The 14646-nt window shown below is 63.9% G+C and carries 13 protein-coding genes; 5 read left to right on the top strand and 8 right to left on the bottom strand.

Annotation, left to right across the window (positions count from 1 at the left end; all coding sequences use genetic code 11):
* Positions 1-78: 78 nt before the first annotated feature.
* Positions 79-1035: a GlxA family transcriptional regulator gene (locus ACYPXD_RS06730; protein WP_459709112.1), complete on the bottom strand. Its 957-nt coding sequence runs from the start codon at positions 1033-1035 to the stop codon at positions 79-81.
* Positions 1036-1250: 215 nt separating this feature from the next.
* On the opposite strand from ACYPXD_RS06730, the gene ACYPXD_RS06725 reads away from it, so the two are divergent.
* Entirely contained in the window at positions 1251-2237 is a 987-nt protein-coding gene (locus ACYPXD_RS06725; RefSeq protein WP_459708875.1) for a nitrilase-related carbon-nitrogen hydrolase, read from the top strand.
* Positions 2238-2349: 112 nt separating this feature from the next.
* Positions 2350-2892 (top strand): carbonic anhydrase, encoded by a 543-nt coding sequence (locus ACYPXD_RS06720; RefSeq protein WP_459708873.1) that lies wholly within the window; start codon positions 2350-2352, stop codon positions 2890-2892.
* Between the two features lie 46 nt (positions 2893-2938).
* On the opposite strand, the gene ACYPXD_RS06715 is transcribed toward ACYPXD_RS06720, so the two are convergent.
* Positions 2939-3763, bottom strand: coding sequence for a fumarylacetoacetate hydrolase family protein (locus ACYPXD_RS06715; protein WP_459708871.1), 825 nt, complete (start codon positions 3761-3763; stop codon positions 2939-2941).
* Positions 3764-4093: 330 nt separating this feature from the next.
* Between ACYPXD_RS06715 and ACYPXD_RS06710 the strand changes: the two genes are divergently transcribed.
* Positions 4094-5044, top strand: a complete 951-nt coding sequence (locus tag ACYPXD_RS06710) for a helix-turn-helix domain-containing protein (protein ID WP_459708869.1) — start codon at positions 4094-4096, stop codon at positions 5042-5044.
* A 31-nt stretch (positions 5045-5075) separates the two neighbouring features.
* Here ACYPXD_RS06710 and ACYPXD_RS06705 read toward each other — a convergent pair whose 3' ends face one another.
* The 6 genes from ACYPXD_RS06705 to ACYPXD_RS06680 all read right to left on the bottom strand — a co-directional run bounded on the left by ACYPXD_RS06705 (position 5076) and on the right by ACYPXD_RS06680 (position 11706).
* Positions 5076-5984, bottom strand: coding sequence for an SMP-30/gluconolactonase/LRE family protein (locus tag ACYPXD_RS06705; RefSeq protein WP_459708867.1), 909 nt, complete (start codon positions 5982-5984; stop codon positions 5076-5078).
* Between the two features lie 65 nt (positions 5985-6049).
* Entirely contained in the window at positions 6050-6841 is a 792-nt protein-coding gene (locus ACYPXD_RS06700) for an FCD domain-containing protein (RefSeq protein ID WP_459708864.1), read from the bottom strand.
* A gap of 36 nt (positions 6842-6877) precedes the next feature.
* The gene (locus ACYPXD_RS06695; protein WP_459708862.1) at positions 6878-7828 is read right to left on the bottom strand and encodes a 3-hydroxyacyl-CoA dehydrogenase; all 951 of its coding nucleotides are present in this window, start codon (positions 7826-7828) and stop codon (positions 6878-6880) included.
* A gap of 21 nt (positions 7829-7849) precedes the next feature.
* Entirely contained in the window at positions 7850-8902 is a 1053-nt protein-coding gene (locus ACYPXD_RS06690) for an ABC transporter permease (RefSeq protein ID WP_459708860.1), read from the bottom strand.
* Complete coding sequence (locus ACYPXD_RS06685) at positions 8899-10440, bottom strand: sugar ABC transporter ATP-binding protein (protein ID WP_459708858.1); 1542 nt, start codon at positions 10438-10440, stop codon at positions 8899-8901. Before ACYPXD_RS06685 ends, ACYPXD_RS06690 begins: the two co-directional genes overlap by 4 nt.
* Before the next feature lie 3 nt (positions 10441-10443).
* Positions 10444-11706, bottom strand: a complete 1263-nt coding sequence (locus ACYPXD_RS06680) for an ABC transporter substrate-binding protein (protein WP_459708856.1) — start codon at positions 11704-11706, stop codon at positions 10444-10446.
* A gap of 437 nt (positions 11707-12143) precedes the next feature.
* Here ACYPXD_RS06680 and ACYPXD_RS06675 point away from each other — a divergent pair, with 437 nt between their 5' ends.
* Together ACYPXD_RS06675 and ACYPXD_RS06670 are read left to right on the top strand one after the other, a co-directional pair.
* Positions 12144-13622, top strand: a complete 1479-nt coding sequence (locus ACYPXD_RS06675; RefSeq protein ID WP_459708854.1) for a sugar ABC transporter ATP-binding protein — start codon at positions 12144-12146, stop codon at positions 13620-13622.
* On the top strand, positions 13619-14608 hold the full coding sequence (locus ACYPXD_RS06670; RefSeq protein WP_459708852.1) for an ABC transporter permease: 990 nt from the start codon (positions 13619-13621) through the stop codon (positions 14606-14608). The genes ACYPXD_RS06675 and ACYPXD_RS06670 overlap by 4 nt, the downstream gene beginning before the upstream one ends.
* Positions 14609-14646 lie beyond the last annotated feature (38 nt).

The raw sequence follows: 14646 nt of genomic DNA, 5'->3' as shown, positions 1-14646 counted from the left end.
CGTTGGGGGCGGTCTGGTCAACGCTTTAAACGTCGGAACAACCCGTCGCTTCAACAGCCACATTGATCGGTCCGACCGTCACCTGTGCGTGACCGGTTCCCGCCTGGCGTTTCTGCGCAGCACGTCGGCCGGTACCCCAAACGCGCGCAGGAACGCACGGCGCATGCGTTCCCGGTCCGCGAAACCGGTTTCCTGCGCCACCACGTTAATGGTGTGCCGGCCTTGCTCGATCATGAATCGGGCCGCTTCGAGGCGAAGCTGTTCCACTGCCTTTGCGGGCGACTGCCCCGTCTCGGCGACAAAGGCACGGCTGAACTGACGAGGGCTCAGATTGGCCACATCCGCCAGTTCTTCGATGGTCAGCGGATTGCGCAGGTTGCGTCGAATGTGCGCAAGGACCGATTCGATCCGATCGGATTTGGGCGTCATGTCGAGCAGCGCGGAATGCTGCTTCTGGCCGCCGAGCCGTCGCTGGTTCATAACGAGAAGTCTGGCGACCGATTTCGCGGCATCGGGGCCGAGGTCGTGATCGAGCAGCGCCAGTGCGAGGTCGATGCCCGCTGTCATGCCAGCCGAGCTCCAGATCGGGCCGTCGTTGACAAAAATCCGGTCTTCCTCGGTGATGACCTTGGGAAAACGCGCCCGGAATTCGGACGCATGAGCCCAATGCATCGTCGCGCGTCTGCCATCCAGCAAGCCGGCCTCGGCGAGAACGAATGCACCGCTGCAGATAGACGTTATCCGTCTTGATGCCCTGGCTGCCTCTTTCACGAACGCTATGACGCCAGCATCGGAAGACGGCATTTTCATTTCCGTGATGGAACCCACGATGACCGTGTCGAATGCCGGATCGCCAAACGCTTCGGTGTTCAATGACATGCCGCCCGAAGATTCGACCGGGCCGCCGTGCTCGGACAACACGTGGACCTCATAGCACGGACCTCGGGGAGGCATGTTCGCGACCTCGAACACCGTGAGGGCGGCGAGGCTCATCATCTGAAATCGTCTCGGCACGATGAAGCCAATCCGGTGCATATCTATTTCGCCATCCGCAATATGAACGTGGCATGAACGAGCGCCGTCTCGAGGTGATTCCCGGATAGCAGGCTGGTGAAACGGAGTGTTGCGCGTGCTGCGCCGAGCGACGGATGTCATGAATGGTGGCAACAACGACATCATCGTAAGGGCTCGGGCCGCTAAGGTACAAGCACTTCTCTCATCCGCCTCGCAGCAGCGAAAGGAACACCATCATGTCGAAAATCATCCGGGCCGCCGCCGTTCAGATCGCGCCTGTCCTCTATAGCCGGGAAGGCACAGTCGATAAAGTGGTCAGGAAAATTCTGGAGCTCGGCCGGCAGGGCGTGCAGTTCGCGACTTTTCCGGAGACTGTCGTTCCCTATTACCCGTACTTCTCGTTCATCGAATCGCCCTTTGCGATGGGCGCCGAGCATTACAAGCTGCTCGAGCAGGCAGTGACCGTTCCGTCGGACACGACTCGCGCAATCGGCGAAGCGGCCCGGCAGGCTGGAATGGTCGTGTCGATTGGCGTCAACGAACGCGACGGCGGCACGATCTACAACACGCAGTTGCTGTTCGACGCCGACGGCACGCTGGTGCAACGCCGCCGCAAGCTCTCCCCGACCTATCACGAGCGAATGGTCTGGGGAATGGGCGACGGCTCGGGCTTGCGCGCCATCGATACCGCCGTGGGCCGGGTCGGCCAGCTGGCCTGCTGGGAGCATTACAACCCGCTCGCGCGCTATGCGCTGATGGCCGACGGCGAGGAAATCCATTCGGCCATGTATCCGGGTTCGTTCGCGGGAGATCTGTTTTCCGAGCAGATCTCGGTCAATATCCGCCAGCACGCGCTGGAGGCCGGCGCCTTCGTGGTCAACGCGACTGCGTGGCTGACTCCCGAACAGCAACAGCAGATTCTTCAGGATACCCATACAACCGAGCCTGGGCCGATCTCCAGCGGCTGTTTTACCGCCATCGTTTCGCCGGAGGGTGAGTTCATGGGCGGTCAGCCGCTGCGTGAAGGCGAGGGCGAGATCATCGCCGATCTGGATTTCTGGCAGATCGACAAGCGCAAACGCATGATGGACTCGCGCGGTCACTACAGCCGTCCCGACGTGCTGGGGCTGGTGATCGACCGTACGCCGAAGACCCATGTGATCGAGCGGTCGCTGCGCGTGCCCGGAGAAGCGGCGGCGCCGGACCTGGAAGTGCTCGCCTGAGCCGTGCGCGCCATTGCGCGATGGCCTCGTCGAGTCCGCTTTTCGCGACTACGAAGCGAGACAAACGCAGACTGAACCGGACACCTTCACCCCAACACGCAGGAGGATGAAAATGAATTTCAACGATGTCATGCTGGAACGCAACGCCGACTTTTCCCAAACGGCGTTTGCACCTGAACTCGAGATGATGCCGTCGACAGGAACGGTCGTCGTCGGTTGCGTCGATCCACGCGTCGATCCGGCGAGTGTGCTGGGTTTGAAGCAGGGTGAAGCGGCCGTGATCCGCAACGTCGGGGGCCGGGTGAACAAATCGCTGCTCGAAACGCTCGCAGTGCTGAGCGTGGTCGCGAAAGCAGCGGGACGTCCCGACGGCGCGCGCAATCTTGTCCTGCTGCAGCACACGGATTGCGGAATCATCGGCTGCCACAAGCACGCTCCCGCCTTGCTCGCGAAGCATCTTGGCGTCGAAACGGACGCGCTTGACGACCTTGCTATTGCGAATCCCCACGAAGCGGTGGCGCTTGACGTCGCAGCACTCAGGGCGAACCAGCAACTCCCCGACGGCCTCGTCGTATCGGGTCTCGTCTACGACGTCAAAAACGGCCGGATCACCACCCTCGTTCCGCCCGCACCTTTGCGCGCATCAGCGGGCTGATCGATCGACTTCGCGCGGCCATGCCCGGATTTTTCGTCGACGAAGCTCAGGGCTGAATCTCGTGCCGCTGGGCGCCAAGATATTCGATGCCGCATTCGAGCACGTCACCGACCTGCATGAAGCGGTCCTTACCGAAACCGACGCCCGGCGGCGTGCCCGTGGCGATCAGGTCGCCGGGCAGCAGCGTCATGTGGGCCGAGAAGTAGGCGAGCATCTCGCCGATTCCGAACAACATGTCGCTCGTATTGCCCTGTTGTTCGAACTGGCCGTTCAGCTTCGTCCATAAATCGAGATTCATGCCGTCGACACCGGTGACAAGGTACGGCCCGATCGGCGAGTAGCCCGGCCGGGACTTCGCGCGCACCAGATGCTGCTGGCCTTCGGCATCGACCTGGGTGGCGCGGTCCGAGATGTCGTTGATGCAGACGAAGCCGAAGATGTAGCCGGCCGCGTCCGCCGCTGCGATGTCGCGAGCCTCGCGGCCCACCACGATTGCCAGTTCGACTTCCCAATCGAGCTTGACGCCGGGGTTGGGACCTCGCGCAATCGCATCGTTTGGCCCGGCAAGCGACGTGACGGCCTTGAGAAAGACTTCCGGTTCCACCGGCGGCTTCATCTTGAACTCTTCGATGTGCTTGCGGTAGTTGAAGCCGGTCGCCGCGATCTGCCGGACGCCGGCGATCGGCGCCAGGCAGGCGAATTCGCCGCTCAGCGGCGCGAGCCCAGCGGTATCGACCTGGTTCAGCACGCCGCTCGCGATCGCTTCAGGTGTGATGTCCGACACCACTGGGCGCAAGTCGAGATGTTCGCCACCTTTGACAATGATGGGAACGGCCTGGCCGTTCACGAGAACCCGGGCAAATTGTTGCATGATCAACGCTCCTTGATTTGAGGTTGCGCACGGCCTGTGCCGCAAATACCGGCGATCACGCCGATCGCAGAACACCACACCGATAACCGCATAGCCACCGCTTCTGACGATCGGGACTATAGCGGCGGCTCGCGATGCGTTCTCGTCGGAACCGGCGGGATTTGTCCGAAACGAAGATAAAGTTCACCGGAGCCGGTGAACGGCGATGGGCTCATGCTTGCGAAGCGATCGGGCCGAGATCGTCGTTGCTTTTCTCGCAGAGGCGCAAGAAAATGCCTGCCAGGGCGGTCGCTTGCAGCCCTACATGGGAAGGTCTTTGGGGGAGCTATCATGCAATCCGACGTGCCCCGCGTTTCATCCGCGCAAGCCGCGGTCGCAACGCCAGCGCCCATGTTCAGCGCCCCGGGTCATCCCGAGACCATATGGTCGGACGTCAACGGAACCGTCAATCAGTCCAGACATATCAACTGGGCAGGCGGCACCGCCGCCGCCCACCGTATCGGTTCTGTCGCAGGCGCCGCAAGAATCGTCACGCATTCAGTCGCCTTGCAATTCTCGTGGAACGGTGGATTCGTCGAGGCCGACGCGGAGTCGGGCAAGCATGTCTTCAGCTATCGAAACCGACCGCGTTATGGGCTTGTGCTGCCGCCAGGCAGTGAGGTCGAGTTTCGAATCAAGGAAAAATCGAACTATCGCTTCCTGTCCATCGAGCTCCAACCGGAATACATCCTGCAGACCTGCGAATTGCAGCATCTGAGTGCGATGGACATTCTCGAGACGTGGGGCTACGACCATCCCCTGTCATGGCAGCTTGCGCACCTTCTTTACGAGGAATGCGAGCGCGAAGGCCGACAGGGCCTGCTCTACCTCGAGACTGCGGTCACGCTTCTTTCGCTGCATCTCGTCAGGCACCTTTCCACCTTCACCGGAAAGAGCAATCTCGCTCGCCGCGGAGGACTGCCGCCCACTGTGTGCAAACGGGTGTGCGATTACATGATTGCGCGTCTCCATCACGATCTGTCGCTCACAGATGTGGCAAGCCTGTGCGGCCTTTCCACCGGACACTTTTCTTTCGCCTTCAGGCAATCGATGGGAATGCCGCCGCACGCCTGGCTGCGCGCCCAACGCATCGAAAGAGCCAAGGCGCTGCTGCGCGACAATACGTTGAGCTTTCCAGCCATCGGACTGGCGGTGGGATTCGCGAATCAAAGCTCGTTCGGCGTGGCATTCAGGAAGGAGACCGGCCTCAGTCCCTCCGCGTGGCGACGTAGCGTGCGTTGACCGTCGTACTGTCGATGCGCCGGTTTGACGGTCAAGGTGTCTGGATGCCCCGAGTATTGACGAACACGGCATATAAGGCTGAGGTCGCCGCGATGAACAAGCGGTTACGCTTGGGGCCGCCGAACGTCACATTCGCCACGGTTTCCGGCGTGAGGATCTTGCCGATCAACTTGCCCGTAGCATCGAAGCAGTGCACACCGTCGCCTGCGGCGACCCACAGATTACCGTCTTCGTCGAGCCTGAAGCCATCGGGTATGCCCGGATCGATCGTCGCAAACACGCGACCGTTCGTCAGTTTCCCGCCTTCCGTCACGTCGAATACGCGAATGTGATGCGGCGCGTCCGGCGCATGCGAACGGCCCGAATCGGCGACGAACAATTGCCGTTCGTCCGCGGAAAATGCGAGCCCGTTCGGCTTGACGAAGTCGTCGGCGACCACCGCGATTTCGCCTGTTTGCGGATCGCAGCGATACACATGGCAGCCGCCGATTTCGCTTTCGGCTTTATGCCCTTCGTAGTCGGTCAGGATGCCGTAGGGCGGATCGGTAAACCAGACCGTGTTATCGGACTTGATTACGACGTCGTTCGGCGAATTGAGCCGCTTGCCATCCACGCGATCGGCGAGCACCGTAATGGTGCCGTCCGGTTCGGTACGCGTGACGCGCCGGTTACCGTGCTCGCAACTGACAAGCCGCCCTTGACGGTCGCGCGTGTTGCCGTTCGAAAAGCCCGACGGGTAGCGGAATACGCTGACCTGTCCAGTTTCTTCCTCCCAGCGCAGCATCCGGTTGTTCGGGATGTCGCTCAGCACCAGATAGCGGCCGTCCGCGAAGTACACCGGGCCTTCGGCCCAACGCATGCCCGTGTGTAGCGTCTCCAGTGCGCACACCGGAATCATGTACCGCATGAAGCGCGGATCGATCGCTTCGAAATAAGCCATGACTATGTCTCCGTCGATATGACCGTGGCCATCGCGGCCGCTTTGCCTGCTTTTTTGTTACTTCGCTACTTCGTTTGCTTGCGGGGTTGCTCCGCGGCCTGTGTCGCATCGGCCGCCGTGCCTGGCGGACGCGGCGCGGCCTTACCCCGCACTTCCCAGTAGAACGTCTCAACATGGGTCAGATGCGTGCGCATGACCTGCTCCGCGCGGTCCGGATCGCGCGCGGCGATCGCGTCGAAAATGCGCGCGTGACAGTCGATCGCCGCGGACAGCGCATCGTGATGCCGCAGCGACGTATAGCGCTGGTTCTGCAGCACGCTAAGCACGCTGCGATACAGTGCGTCGATCAGCGGATTATGCGCAAGGCTCGCGATACCGAAGTGAAATGCATCGTCGGTTCTGGCGAAGGTTTCCATGCTGTCCGCGCTTGCTTCGTTTTCACGCAGCAGCTGCTCGAGTCGCTTGAGGTCGTCGGCCGAAGTCCAGCGGCATGCTTCTCGCGCGAGCGCCACTTCGGTGAAAAGCCGCGTCTGCTGGAACTGCTGCATGCCGCGCGGCGTCGAGGCGAACAGCAGCGCCGCGCCCGACAGATGCTCGAGCAGTTCGCTCGGGTCGGGCTCCACCACGCGCGCGCGCTCGCCCGCGCTCACCGAAATCAATCCCTTCTTGTTGAGCCACAGCAGCGCTTCGCGCACCGCCGGCCGGCCGACGCCGAAACGCTCCATCAGTTCGCGCTCGGAAGGCAGCGGGTCGCCCACGCCGACTTCGCCCGACAGGATCATCGCTTCCAGATGCTGGGCAACCTGATCGAACAGGCGCTGGCGTTTGATCGTGAAAGGGGAGGTGGGCGTGGACATAAAAGGCTCGTGGTCGCGGGGGATAAACTTACTATCCTACACGCTCCCCTCAGCGCCAAGCACGTGCCGTTTGGCGGCAACGAGCGCGGCAAGGCACCGGTCGCGCCATGCGCGGCGCGCGGGCAACGCATCGGCCGGCGTCACCGCGCGGCGCTGCTGCTCGATCGCGGCAACCAGCTGCGGTCCCCATTCGCGCGGGTCCGCCTGCTCTTGCGCGAGACCGTAATACATGGGCCCCAGGTTGCGGCAGTATTCGGCCACGCCTTGCTGCGCGTTGAGATCGATGGTCTCGAACGGACCCATGAAGAACCAGCGCAAGCCGAGGCCGTCGGCCACCGCCTTGTCGACATCGGCCACGCTCAGCACGCCGTCTTCGACGAGCCGGAACGCTTCGCCGAGCAGCGCGCTCTGCAGCCGGTTGACCACAAAGCCGTTGACCTCGCGCGAAAGACGGATCGGCGCCTGGCCGACCTGTTCCATCAATTGCGCGGCGCGCTCGACCACGGCCGGATCGGTCCAGGGCGCCGGCACCAGCTCGACGAGCGGAATCAGATGCGGCGGGTTGATCGGATGCACGACGAGGCAGCGCGCGCGCGTCGCGAGATGATCGGTGAACGCCGAAGCCGGCAACCCGGACGTCGAACTCGCGAGCACGACGTTCGGCGCGGCGAGCGTATCGAGCCGCTGGTATAGCTCGCGTTTGATCTGCACACGCTCGGGGGCGCTTTCCTGCACATAGTCGGCGCCGGCGAGCGCCTCTTCGAGCGTCGCGCACGGATGCAGCCGCGCGCAGACCGTATCGGCGTCTTCGCCGCCGCCGAGCCCCTGTTTCGCGAGGCTGCCGATCGACTCGCGCACGAACGCGAGCGTGTGCTGCGCGGCCGCGGGCGCCGCATCCCATACGGCAACGTCGAAACCGGCACGCGCAAAAACCAGTGCCCACGACGAGCCGACCACGCCACATCCAATCACTGCAATCCGTGTCATAAGCGTTCTACTCCAGAGAGATCAGCTGGCCGCCTTCACCGCGGCCTTGCGGCGGCGGATGGCCGCGTACACGGACAGGGCGACTGCCACGATCAGAATGCCGCCGTTGAAGAAATATTCGACATAGAATGGCGCGCCCAACTGCTGCACGCCCGAAAACGAGAACGCGACGATCAGGATCGCGAGCAGCGTGCCGCCGACATTCACGCGTCCGGGCCGGATCGAGGTCGCGCCGAGCAGCGACCCGGCGAACGCGGGCAACAGATATTCAGCGCCGACCGATGGCGTGCCCGAGCGCAGAATGCTGCCGAGCAGGACGCCCGCGACGCCGCACAACAGCCCCGACGCGGCGAATGCGCCGCCGATATAGCGGCCGGTGCGCAGGCCGGAGAGTTCCGCCGCGCGCGCGTTCGAGCCGATCACATAGAGGCCGCGTCCGACCGGCAGCCGTTCGAGCACGATCCACAACACGATCGCGACGACGGCGACGTAGACGGCGGGCAGCGGCACATAACCGAGCACCTGCGACAGATTCGAAAAGCCATCGGGCAGATTGAAGCCGGCGATCTGCTGGCCGCCCGTGTACCAGTTCGACACGCCATAGAGCAGCGAGCCCATGCCCATCGTCGCAATGAACGAATCGATCTTGAAGCGCGTGACAAGCACGCCGTTGATCGAACCGACCACCGCCCCGATCGCGATGACCAGCACGGCGGCCACGGGCCACGATAGTCCGTTGTTGACCTGGAAGCCGATCACAAGCACCTGCGCCATGCCGACGTGATAGCCGACCGACAGATCGAAGCGTCCGGTCGCGAGCGGCAGCATCACGGCGAAGGCGAGCAGGGCGGTGACCGATTGGCTCGTCAGCAGGTTGCCGATGTTGCCGCTGCTGAGGAACGTGTCCGGCCGCAAGGCCGAGAACACGATCAGAACGAGCGCGAACACGAAAATCAGTCCGTAGTTCGCGAACAGATCGGCTGCGCGCTTCGCGGCCGATGGCGGCGGCCTGCGCGGCGCGGTCGGCCCGGTCGCGCTGCCTGATTCGAGTCCGTTTCCGCTGGTGCTGTTCATACGTTATCCGAAAGGTAAGGCGATCCCGGCGCGCCGGGTACGCGTTCGCCAAGCGACGAGCGCGCGATCAGCGCATCCATCGTCAGTGCGTGGCCGGCGAGTTCCGCGGCGACACGGCCGCGATCGATCACCAGCGCGCGGTCGCAGACGGCCGCGACTTCTTCGAGATCCGACGACACGACGATCACGGCCGCGCCGTCCGCCGCCGCTTTGCGCAGCATCTGGTGAATCGACAGCTTCGCGCCGATGTCGACGCCGGCGGTCGGTTCCTCGAGTATGACCACGCGCGCGCGCGCTTCCAGCCAGCGCGCGAGACACACCTTCTGCTGATTGCCGCCGCTCAACCAGTCGATCAGCGAGCCCGGATTGCGCGGCCGCACGTCGAACTGTTCGAGACGCGCATGCACGGTCTGCCGCTCGAGCGCGGTGGCGCGCGGCTGCCAGAGGCCGCGCGCCATGATGCGCGGATTGGGGAACAGGTTTTCGGCGAGCGTCATGCCGGGAAACGTGCTCTCGCGCATGCGGTCGCCGGCGAGCAGCACGATGCCCGCGCGGATGCGCGCGCCGATATCGTCGGTGCGCGGCAGCACGCGGCCGTCGAGCACGATGCGCCCCGCATCCGCGCCGAGGGCGCCGAAGATCGCGCGGCCCGCGGCTTCCTGGCCGCCGCCGCGCAAGCCGACGAGGCCCAGCACTTCGCCCGGGCTCGCGTCGAACGACAGCGGTCCGCGGCCTTCGACCACCAACGCTTCGACGCGCAGCACGGCGGGCTGCCGGAGCGCATCGTGGCGCGCGATCTCGATGCTTTCGACCGGACGGCCGAGCATCTGGCCGATCAGCCGTTCCGGCTTCGTGTCGCGGATCTGCGTCGTATGCACGTGGCGGCCGTCGCGAAACACGGTCACGCGATCCGCGAGACCGAACAGTTCGTTGAGCCGATGCGATACGTAGATGATGCTGGTGCCCGCATCGCGCAGCCGGCGAATCGCTTCGAAGAGCCGCTGCGCATCGGCTTCGGGCAGCGCCGCCGTCGGTTCGTCGAGCACCAGCGCGCGCGGTTTGCCCGCGAGGCTGCGCACGATGCCGAGAATCGCCTTTTCGGCCAGGCTCAGCGTGACGACCAGCCGCTCGGGATCGGGCGGTTCGACATGCATCGCCGCATACAGCGGCGCGACCTGGCGCATCACCGCCGGCCAGTCGATCAGCCCGCGCCTGCGCGGGTAGCCGGCAATCAGCGCGATATTCTCGCCGACGCTCAGATCGTCGACGAGCGCGAGATCCTGGTGAACGAAGGCGAGCGGCAAAGCGTCGACGGCAGGATCGATCGTCTTGCCGTCGAGCAGTATCTCGCCGCCGTCGGCCTGATAGACGCCCGCGAGAATCTTGATGAACGTCGATTTGCCGGCACCGTTTTCGCCGATCAGCGCGTGAATCTCGCCCGCGCGCAATTCGAACGATGCGGCGTCGAGCGCAAGCGCACCGAAGAAGCGCTTGGTGATGTCGCGCGCCGCGAGCAGCGGCACGGCGCCGGACGTCATCGTCTAGCCTCCGCTCTTGCCGCTGCTTGTACCACCGCAGGCGGTATTCGTGCCGCGCCAGATATTCTGGTAATGGCACGCGAAGCCGTTGCTCGGGATGAACTCGTTGCTCTTGCCGCCCTCGCTGTCGGCATTCTCTTTCGTGACGAGGTAGGTCGGCTGCACGAATTTCGACGGCGGCTCGCCGGCCATCGCGCGCACGATCGAGTCGACCGCTTCGTAGCCGAACAGCGTGCTCGGTTCCGGCACGGTCGCGACTTCGTACTCGCCTTTGCGGATCATGTCGTAGGCGGACGGCGGCCCGTCCGAGCCGACCAGATGCACTTCGTCGGGTTTGACGCCCGATGCGCGCAACGCGGACGCGATATACGGATAGAAGTTGTCGCAGCAGGTCGTGCCCCACCAGCCCTTGCCCTGATTTGCGACGATGCCCGAGATGACAGCCGGAATCCGGCGCGTCTGATCGGCGATCGGAATGTTCACCATGTCGATGAACTTGCAGCCGCTGCATGCCTTGATCGGATCGGTCGCGGCCTGCGCCTTGAAGCGCGCGATAGCGAAGCTGTTGTCGAGGAAGTGCAGATCCCTGGCGGAGCCGTTCGATTGCGCAATCACGTAGGCCGCTTGCGTCTCGCCGATCTCAGCGGGATTCGACGAGATGTTGTTGTACAGGCCGAGTTTCGGGTCCGGGCCCGGGAATGCGGTGGCGTGAATGCCGATCACCGGAATGTGTTGCGCGACGGCCTGCTGGATCGGACCTTGCAGCGCGCTTGCATCGGCTGACGTCACGATCGCGGCGGGCTTGCTCGCGACCGCCTGTTGCATCGCGGCGAGCGTGCCGGTCACGGTGCCCTGGCCATTCAGCACGACGGCATTCCAGCCCAACGCCTTGGCCGCTTCGCTGACCCCGCGGCCCCAGTTGACGAACGACACGTACGACTGGTCCGCGGAGACGTAGACGATGGTGAGCGGTTTGGTCGAGGCGCGCGGACCGCTGGTCGGTCCTGTCCAGTCGGTTTGCGGCTGCGTGCGTTGCTTGACGAGGGTCTTCGCCTCGTCGACGGATATCGTCTTGCGGATTTGCGGCTGCGGCCAGGCGTCGTAGGGCGTGGCGCGCGTCTGCGCTTGCGCGAATCCATGACCGGCCGCAAGCAGTCCGCCGCACAGGAATGCGAGCAGCGCGGCCCCGCGCCGCCTCCGGCCGCGCGCCCTGAAGCTGCGGCCCGCTGCCGGGCAGAGCCGCTCATCGATGGTGTTCGACAGCATGACGTCTCCTTAATGGGTCGCCATCACGGCGACGTTTATTCAACACTTCGCGCGCTTGGTAGCTGTTCAACCAGTATGACAAGTTGATATGTCGGTAGTCAGCAGTGTTTACCCCCATGGGGATAAATGCCGACGCGTTGTACTTCTGGGGGCCGCTCGCGGACGCGTACCGTGCGAAACGCATCGATCATATGATCGATATGGATCAAATTCTCATTGTTTGTGCACCGATGGTGCGCCCATCGATGTGTCGAGCGCGTCGCAATCTGCGTCAGCGCATGGCATAAAGACGCCCGCGTCGCATGCATACGCGCGTCGGTGGTGAAAATCGCTGCGGGTTTACCACCGGGTGCGAAAGATTGACACCCTTTTGCCCGCCCTCTACGATAGCGCTCGATTGATCAATTGTTCATTGGTGAGCAAATGATGGAGGGACGGTGAGCGATCTTCTACTCGAGGCGAGCGGTCTTCAAAAGTCCTTCGACGGCGTTCCCGCGCTCGAGGACGGTCGCCTGAGCCTGCACCGCGGCAGCGTCCACGCACTGTGCGGCGGGAACGGCGCCGGCAAGTCGACTTTCCTCAGCATCATCATGGGCATCCTCGAGCGCGATGCCGGCACGGTTCGGCTCAACGGGCGCGAGATGCATTTCCGGTCGCCGGCCGACGCGCTCGCCAACCGGATCGCGATCATCACGCAGGAACTCACGCCGATCCGCGGCATGACGGTGGCGGAGAACCTCTATCTCGGACGCGAGCCGCGCCGGGCCGGGGTGCTGGTGAAATTCAATGCGCTCGCGCGCAAGGCCCAGCAGCTGCTCGACCGGCTCGGTTTCGCGATCGATGCGCGCGCAACGGTCGACTCGCTGAGCCTCGCGCAAATCCAGCTCGTCGAGATCGCCAAGGCGTTCAGCCGCGAATGCGACGTGATGATCATGGACGAGCCGACCTCCGCGATCGGCGAATCGGAAACCGAGGTGTTGTTCAATGCGATCCGCAGCCTGACTGCGCAGGGCACCGGCATCATCTACGTGACCCACCGGCTCTCCGAAGTGTTCCGGATTGCAGATCGATATACCGTGTTTCGCGACGGCCGCTTCGTCGACAGCGGCCGCATTGCCGATATCGACCGGTCGTATCTCGTCAGCACGATCGTCGGGCGCAAGCTGAACCAGAGCGAGAAAAAGCGCCGTCCCACCGGACCGACCGTCCTCGAAACCACGGGCCTCTCGCGCGATACGGAGTTCGAGGATATCTCGCTGTCGGTCAGCGCCGGCGAGGTGCTTGGTATCTACGGCTTGATGGGCTCGGGCCGCAGCGAGTATCTGAACTGCCTGTACGGGCTCACGAATGCGCAGGATGGCGAAGTGAAATTCAAGGGCCGCCGGCTCCCGCCGGGCAGCCCGCGCCAGGCGATCCGCGCCGGTCTCGCGCTCGTCACCGAGGACCGCAAGGAAACCGGCCTGATTCTGTCGTCGTCGGTGCGCGACAACATCTCGCTGTCCGCTTATCCGTCGCTGTCGCGCTTCTGGCTGATCGACGGGCGCAAGGTCAGGACGCTCGTGCGCTCGATGATCGAGCGCATGCGCATCAAAACCGCGTCGGCCTCGTTGCCGGTTTCGTCGATGAGCGGCGGCAACCAGCAGAAGGTCGTGCTGGCGCGCTGCCTGTCGACCGGTCCGGTCTGCCTGCTGTGCGACGAGCCGACGCGCGGCATCGACGAAGGCGCCAAGCGCGAGATTTATCAACTGCTCGACGATTTCGTCACGCAGGGCGGCGCGGCCATCGTCGTGTCGTCGGAAGCGCAGGAAGTACTCGACGTCAGCGATCGCATTGCGATCTTCAAGTCCGGGCGGTTGGTCTCCGTGATCGACGGCCATCTCTCCAGCCAGGAAGACCTTCTGCACCTCGCGTCATGAATACACAACTCTCACCTTCGGTCGCCGTTCCCGCGCAGCAGAGCCGCGCCGCACAGATGCATCAGCTCTACCGGCGCTACGGCATTCTCGCGGTGCTGGTGCTGCTGTGCATCGTGCTGTCCTTCGCGAACCCGTATTTCCTGACGTGGGGCAACATCGCCGATGTGCTCCGGCAGACCTCGATCAACGGCATTCTCGCGGTCGGCATGACCTACGTGGTCCTGACGGGCGGCATCGACCTGTCGGTCGGCTCGACGCTGGCGCTGGCCGGCATGGTCAGCGCCAGCGTCGTGACCGGCGCGCATCCGCACGGCGTCGTGCTCGGGCTGCTGGCGGGTCTGCTGGTCGGCGCGGCGGTCGGCGCCGTCAACGGCATCGTGGTCGCGCGGCTCGCGGTGCCGTCGTTCGTCGCGACGCTCGGCATGCTCAGCGTCGCGCGCGGGCTGACCTTCATCTACAACGACGGCATGCCGATCGCCGATCTGCCGGACGGTTTTCTGCGCACCGGCACCGGCACTTTCGCGGGCGTGCCGGTGCCAGTGATCGTATTCGCGCTGGTGGTGCTGCTGTTCTGGTTCGTGCTGCGCTATACGACCTACGGCCGCTACGTCTATGCGGTCGGCGGCAACGCGAAGAGCGCGAAGACGAGCGGTATATCGACCGGCAAGATCTTTTTTTCGGTGTACGTGATCGGCGGTCTGCTCGCCGGACTCGCCGGCATCGTGCTGGCCGCGCGCACCACGTCGGCCTTGCCGCAGGCGGGTCTGTCGTACGAACTCGATGCGATCGCCGCGGTCGTGATCGGCGGCACGAGCCTCTCGGGCGGCTCGGGCTCGCTTGGCGGCACGGTGGTCGGCGCGCTGCTGATCGGCGTGATCAACAACGGTTTGAATCTGCTGGGCGTGTCGTCCTATTACCAGCAGGTTGTGAAGGGCGTGATCATCGTCGGCGCCGTTCTGCTCGATGTATCGCGCAAGAAGCAGTGACCTCCATCCACGATCGCACTTAACAACAAACTCAGGAG

This window comes from Paraburkholderia sp. 2C (assembly GCF_054589215.1).
The sequence above is the reverse complement of the archived record's forward strand: the minus strand, read 5'-3'. Positions and strand labels throughout refer to the sequence as shown.

Bases quoted from the DNA above. Each gene is read 5' to 3' on its own strand.
- ACYPXD_RS06705 (WP_459708867.1), bottom strand. From the start codon at position 5,984: ATGGCTTATTTCGAAGCGATCGATCCGCGCTTCATGCGGTACATGATT.
- ACYPXD_RS06730 (WP_459709112.1), bottom strand. From the start codon at position 1,035: ATGCACCGGATTGGCTTCATCGTGCCGAGACGATTTCAGATGATGAGC.
- ACYPXD_RS06700 (WP_459708864.1), bottom strand. From the start codon at position 6,841: ATGTCCACGCCCACCTCCCCTTTCACGATCAAACGCCAGCGCCTGTTC.
- ACYPXD_RS06725 (WP_459708875.1), top strand. From the start codon at position 1,251: ATGTCGAAAATCATCCGGGCCGCCGCCGTTCAGATCGCGCCTGTCCTC.
- ACYPXD_RS06720 (WP_459708873.1), top strand. From the start codon at position 2,350: ATGAATTTCAACGATGTCATGCTGGAACGCAACGCCGACTTTTCCCAA.
- ACYPXD_RS06680 (WP_459708856.1), bottom strand. From the start codon at position 11,706: ATGCTGTCGAACACCATCGATGAGCGGCTCTGCCCGGCAGCGGGCCGC.
- ACYPXD_RS06715 (WP_459708871.1), bottom strand. From the start codon at position 3,763: ATGCAACAATTTGCCCGGGTTCTCGTGAACGGCCAGGCCGTTCCCATC.
- ACYPXD_RS06670 (WP_459708852.1), top strand. From the start codon at position 13,619: ATGAATACACAACTCTCACCTTCGGTCGCCGTTCCCGCGCAGCAGAGC.
- ACYPXD_RS06695 (WP_459708862.1), bottom strand. From the start codon at position 7,828: ATGACACGGATTGCAGTGATTGGATGTGGCGTGGTCGGCTCGTCGTGG.
- ACYPXD_RS06710 (WP_459708869.1), top strand. From the start codon at position 4,094: ATGCAATCCGACGTGCCCCGCGTTTCATCCGCGCAAGCCGCGGTCGCA.
- ACYPXD_RS06685 (WP_459708858.1), bottom strand. From the start codon at position 10,440: ATGACGTCCGGCGCCGTGCCGCTGCTCGCGGCGCGCGACATCACCAAG.
- ACYPXD_RS06690 (WP_459708860.1), bottom strand. From the start codon at position 8,902: ATGAACAGCACCAGCGGAAACGGACTCGAATCAGGCAGCGCGACCGGG.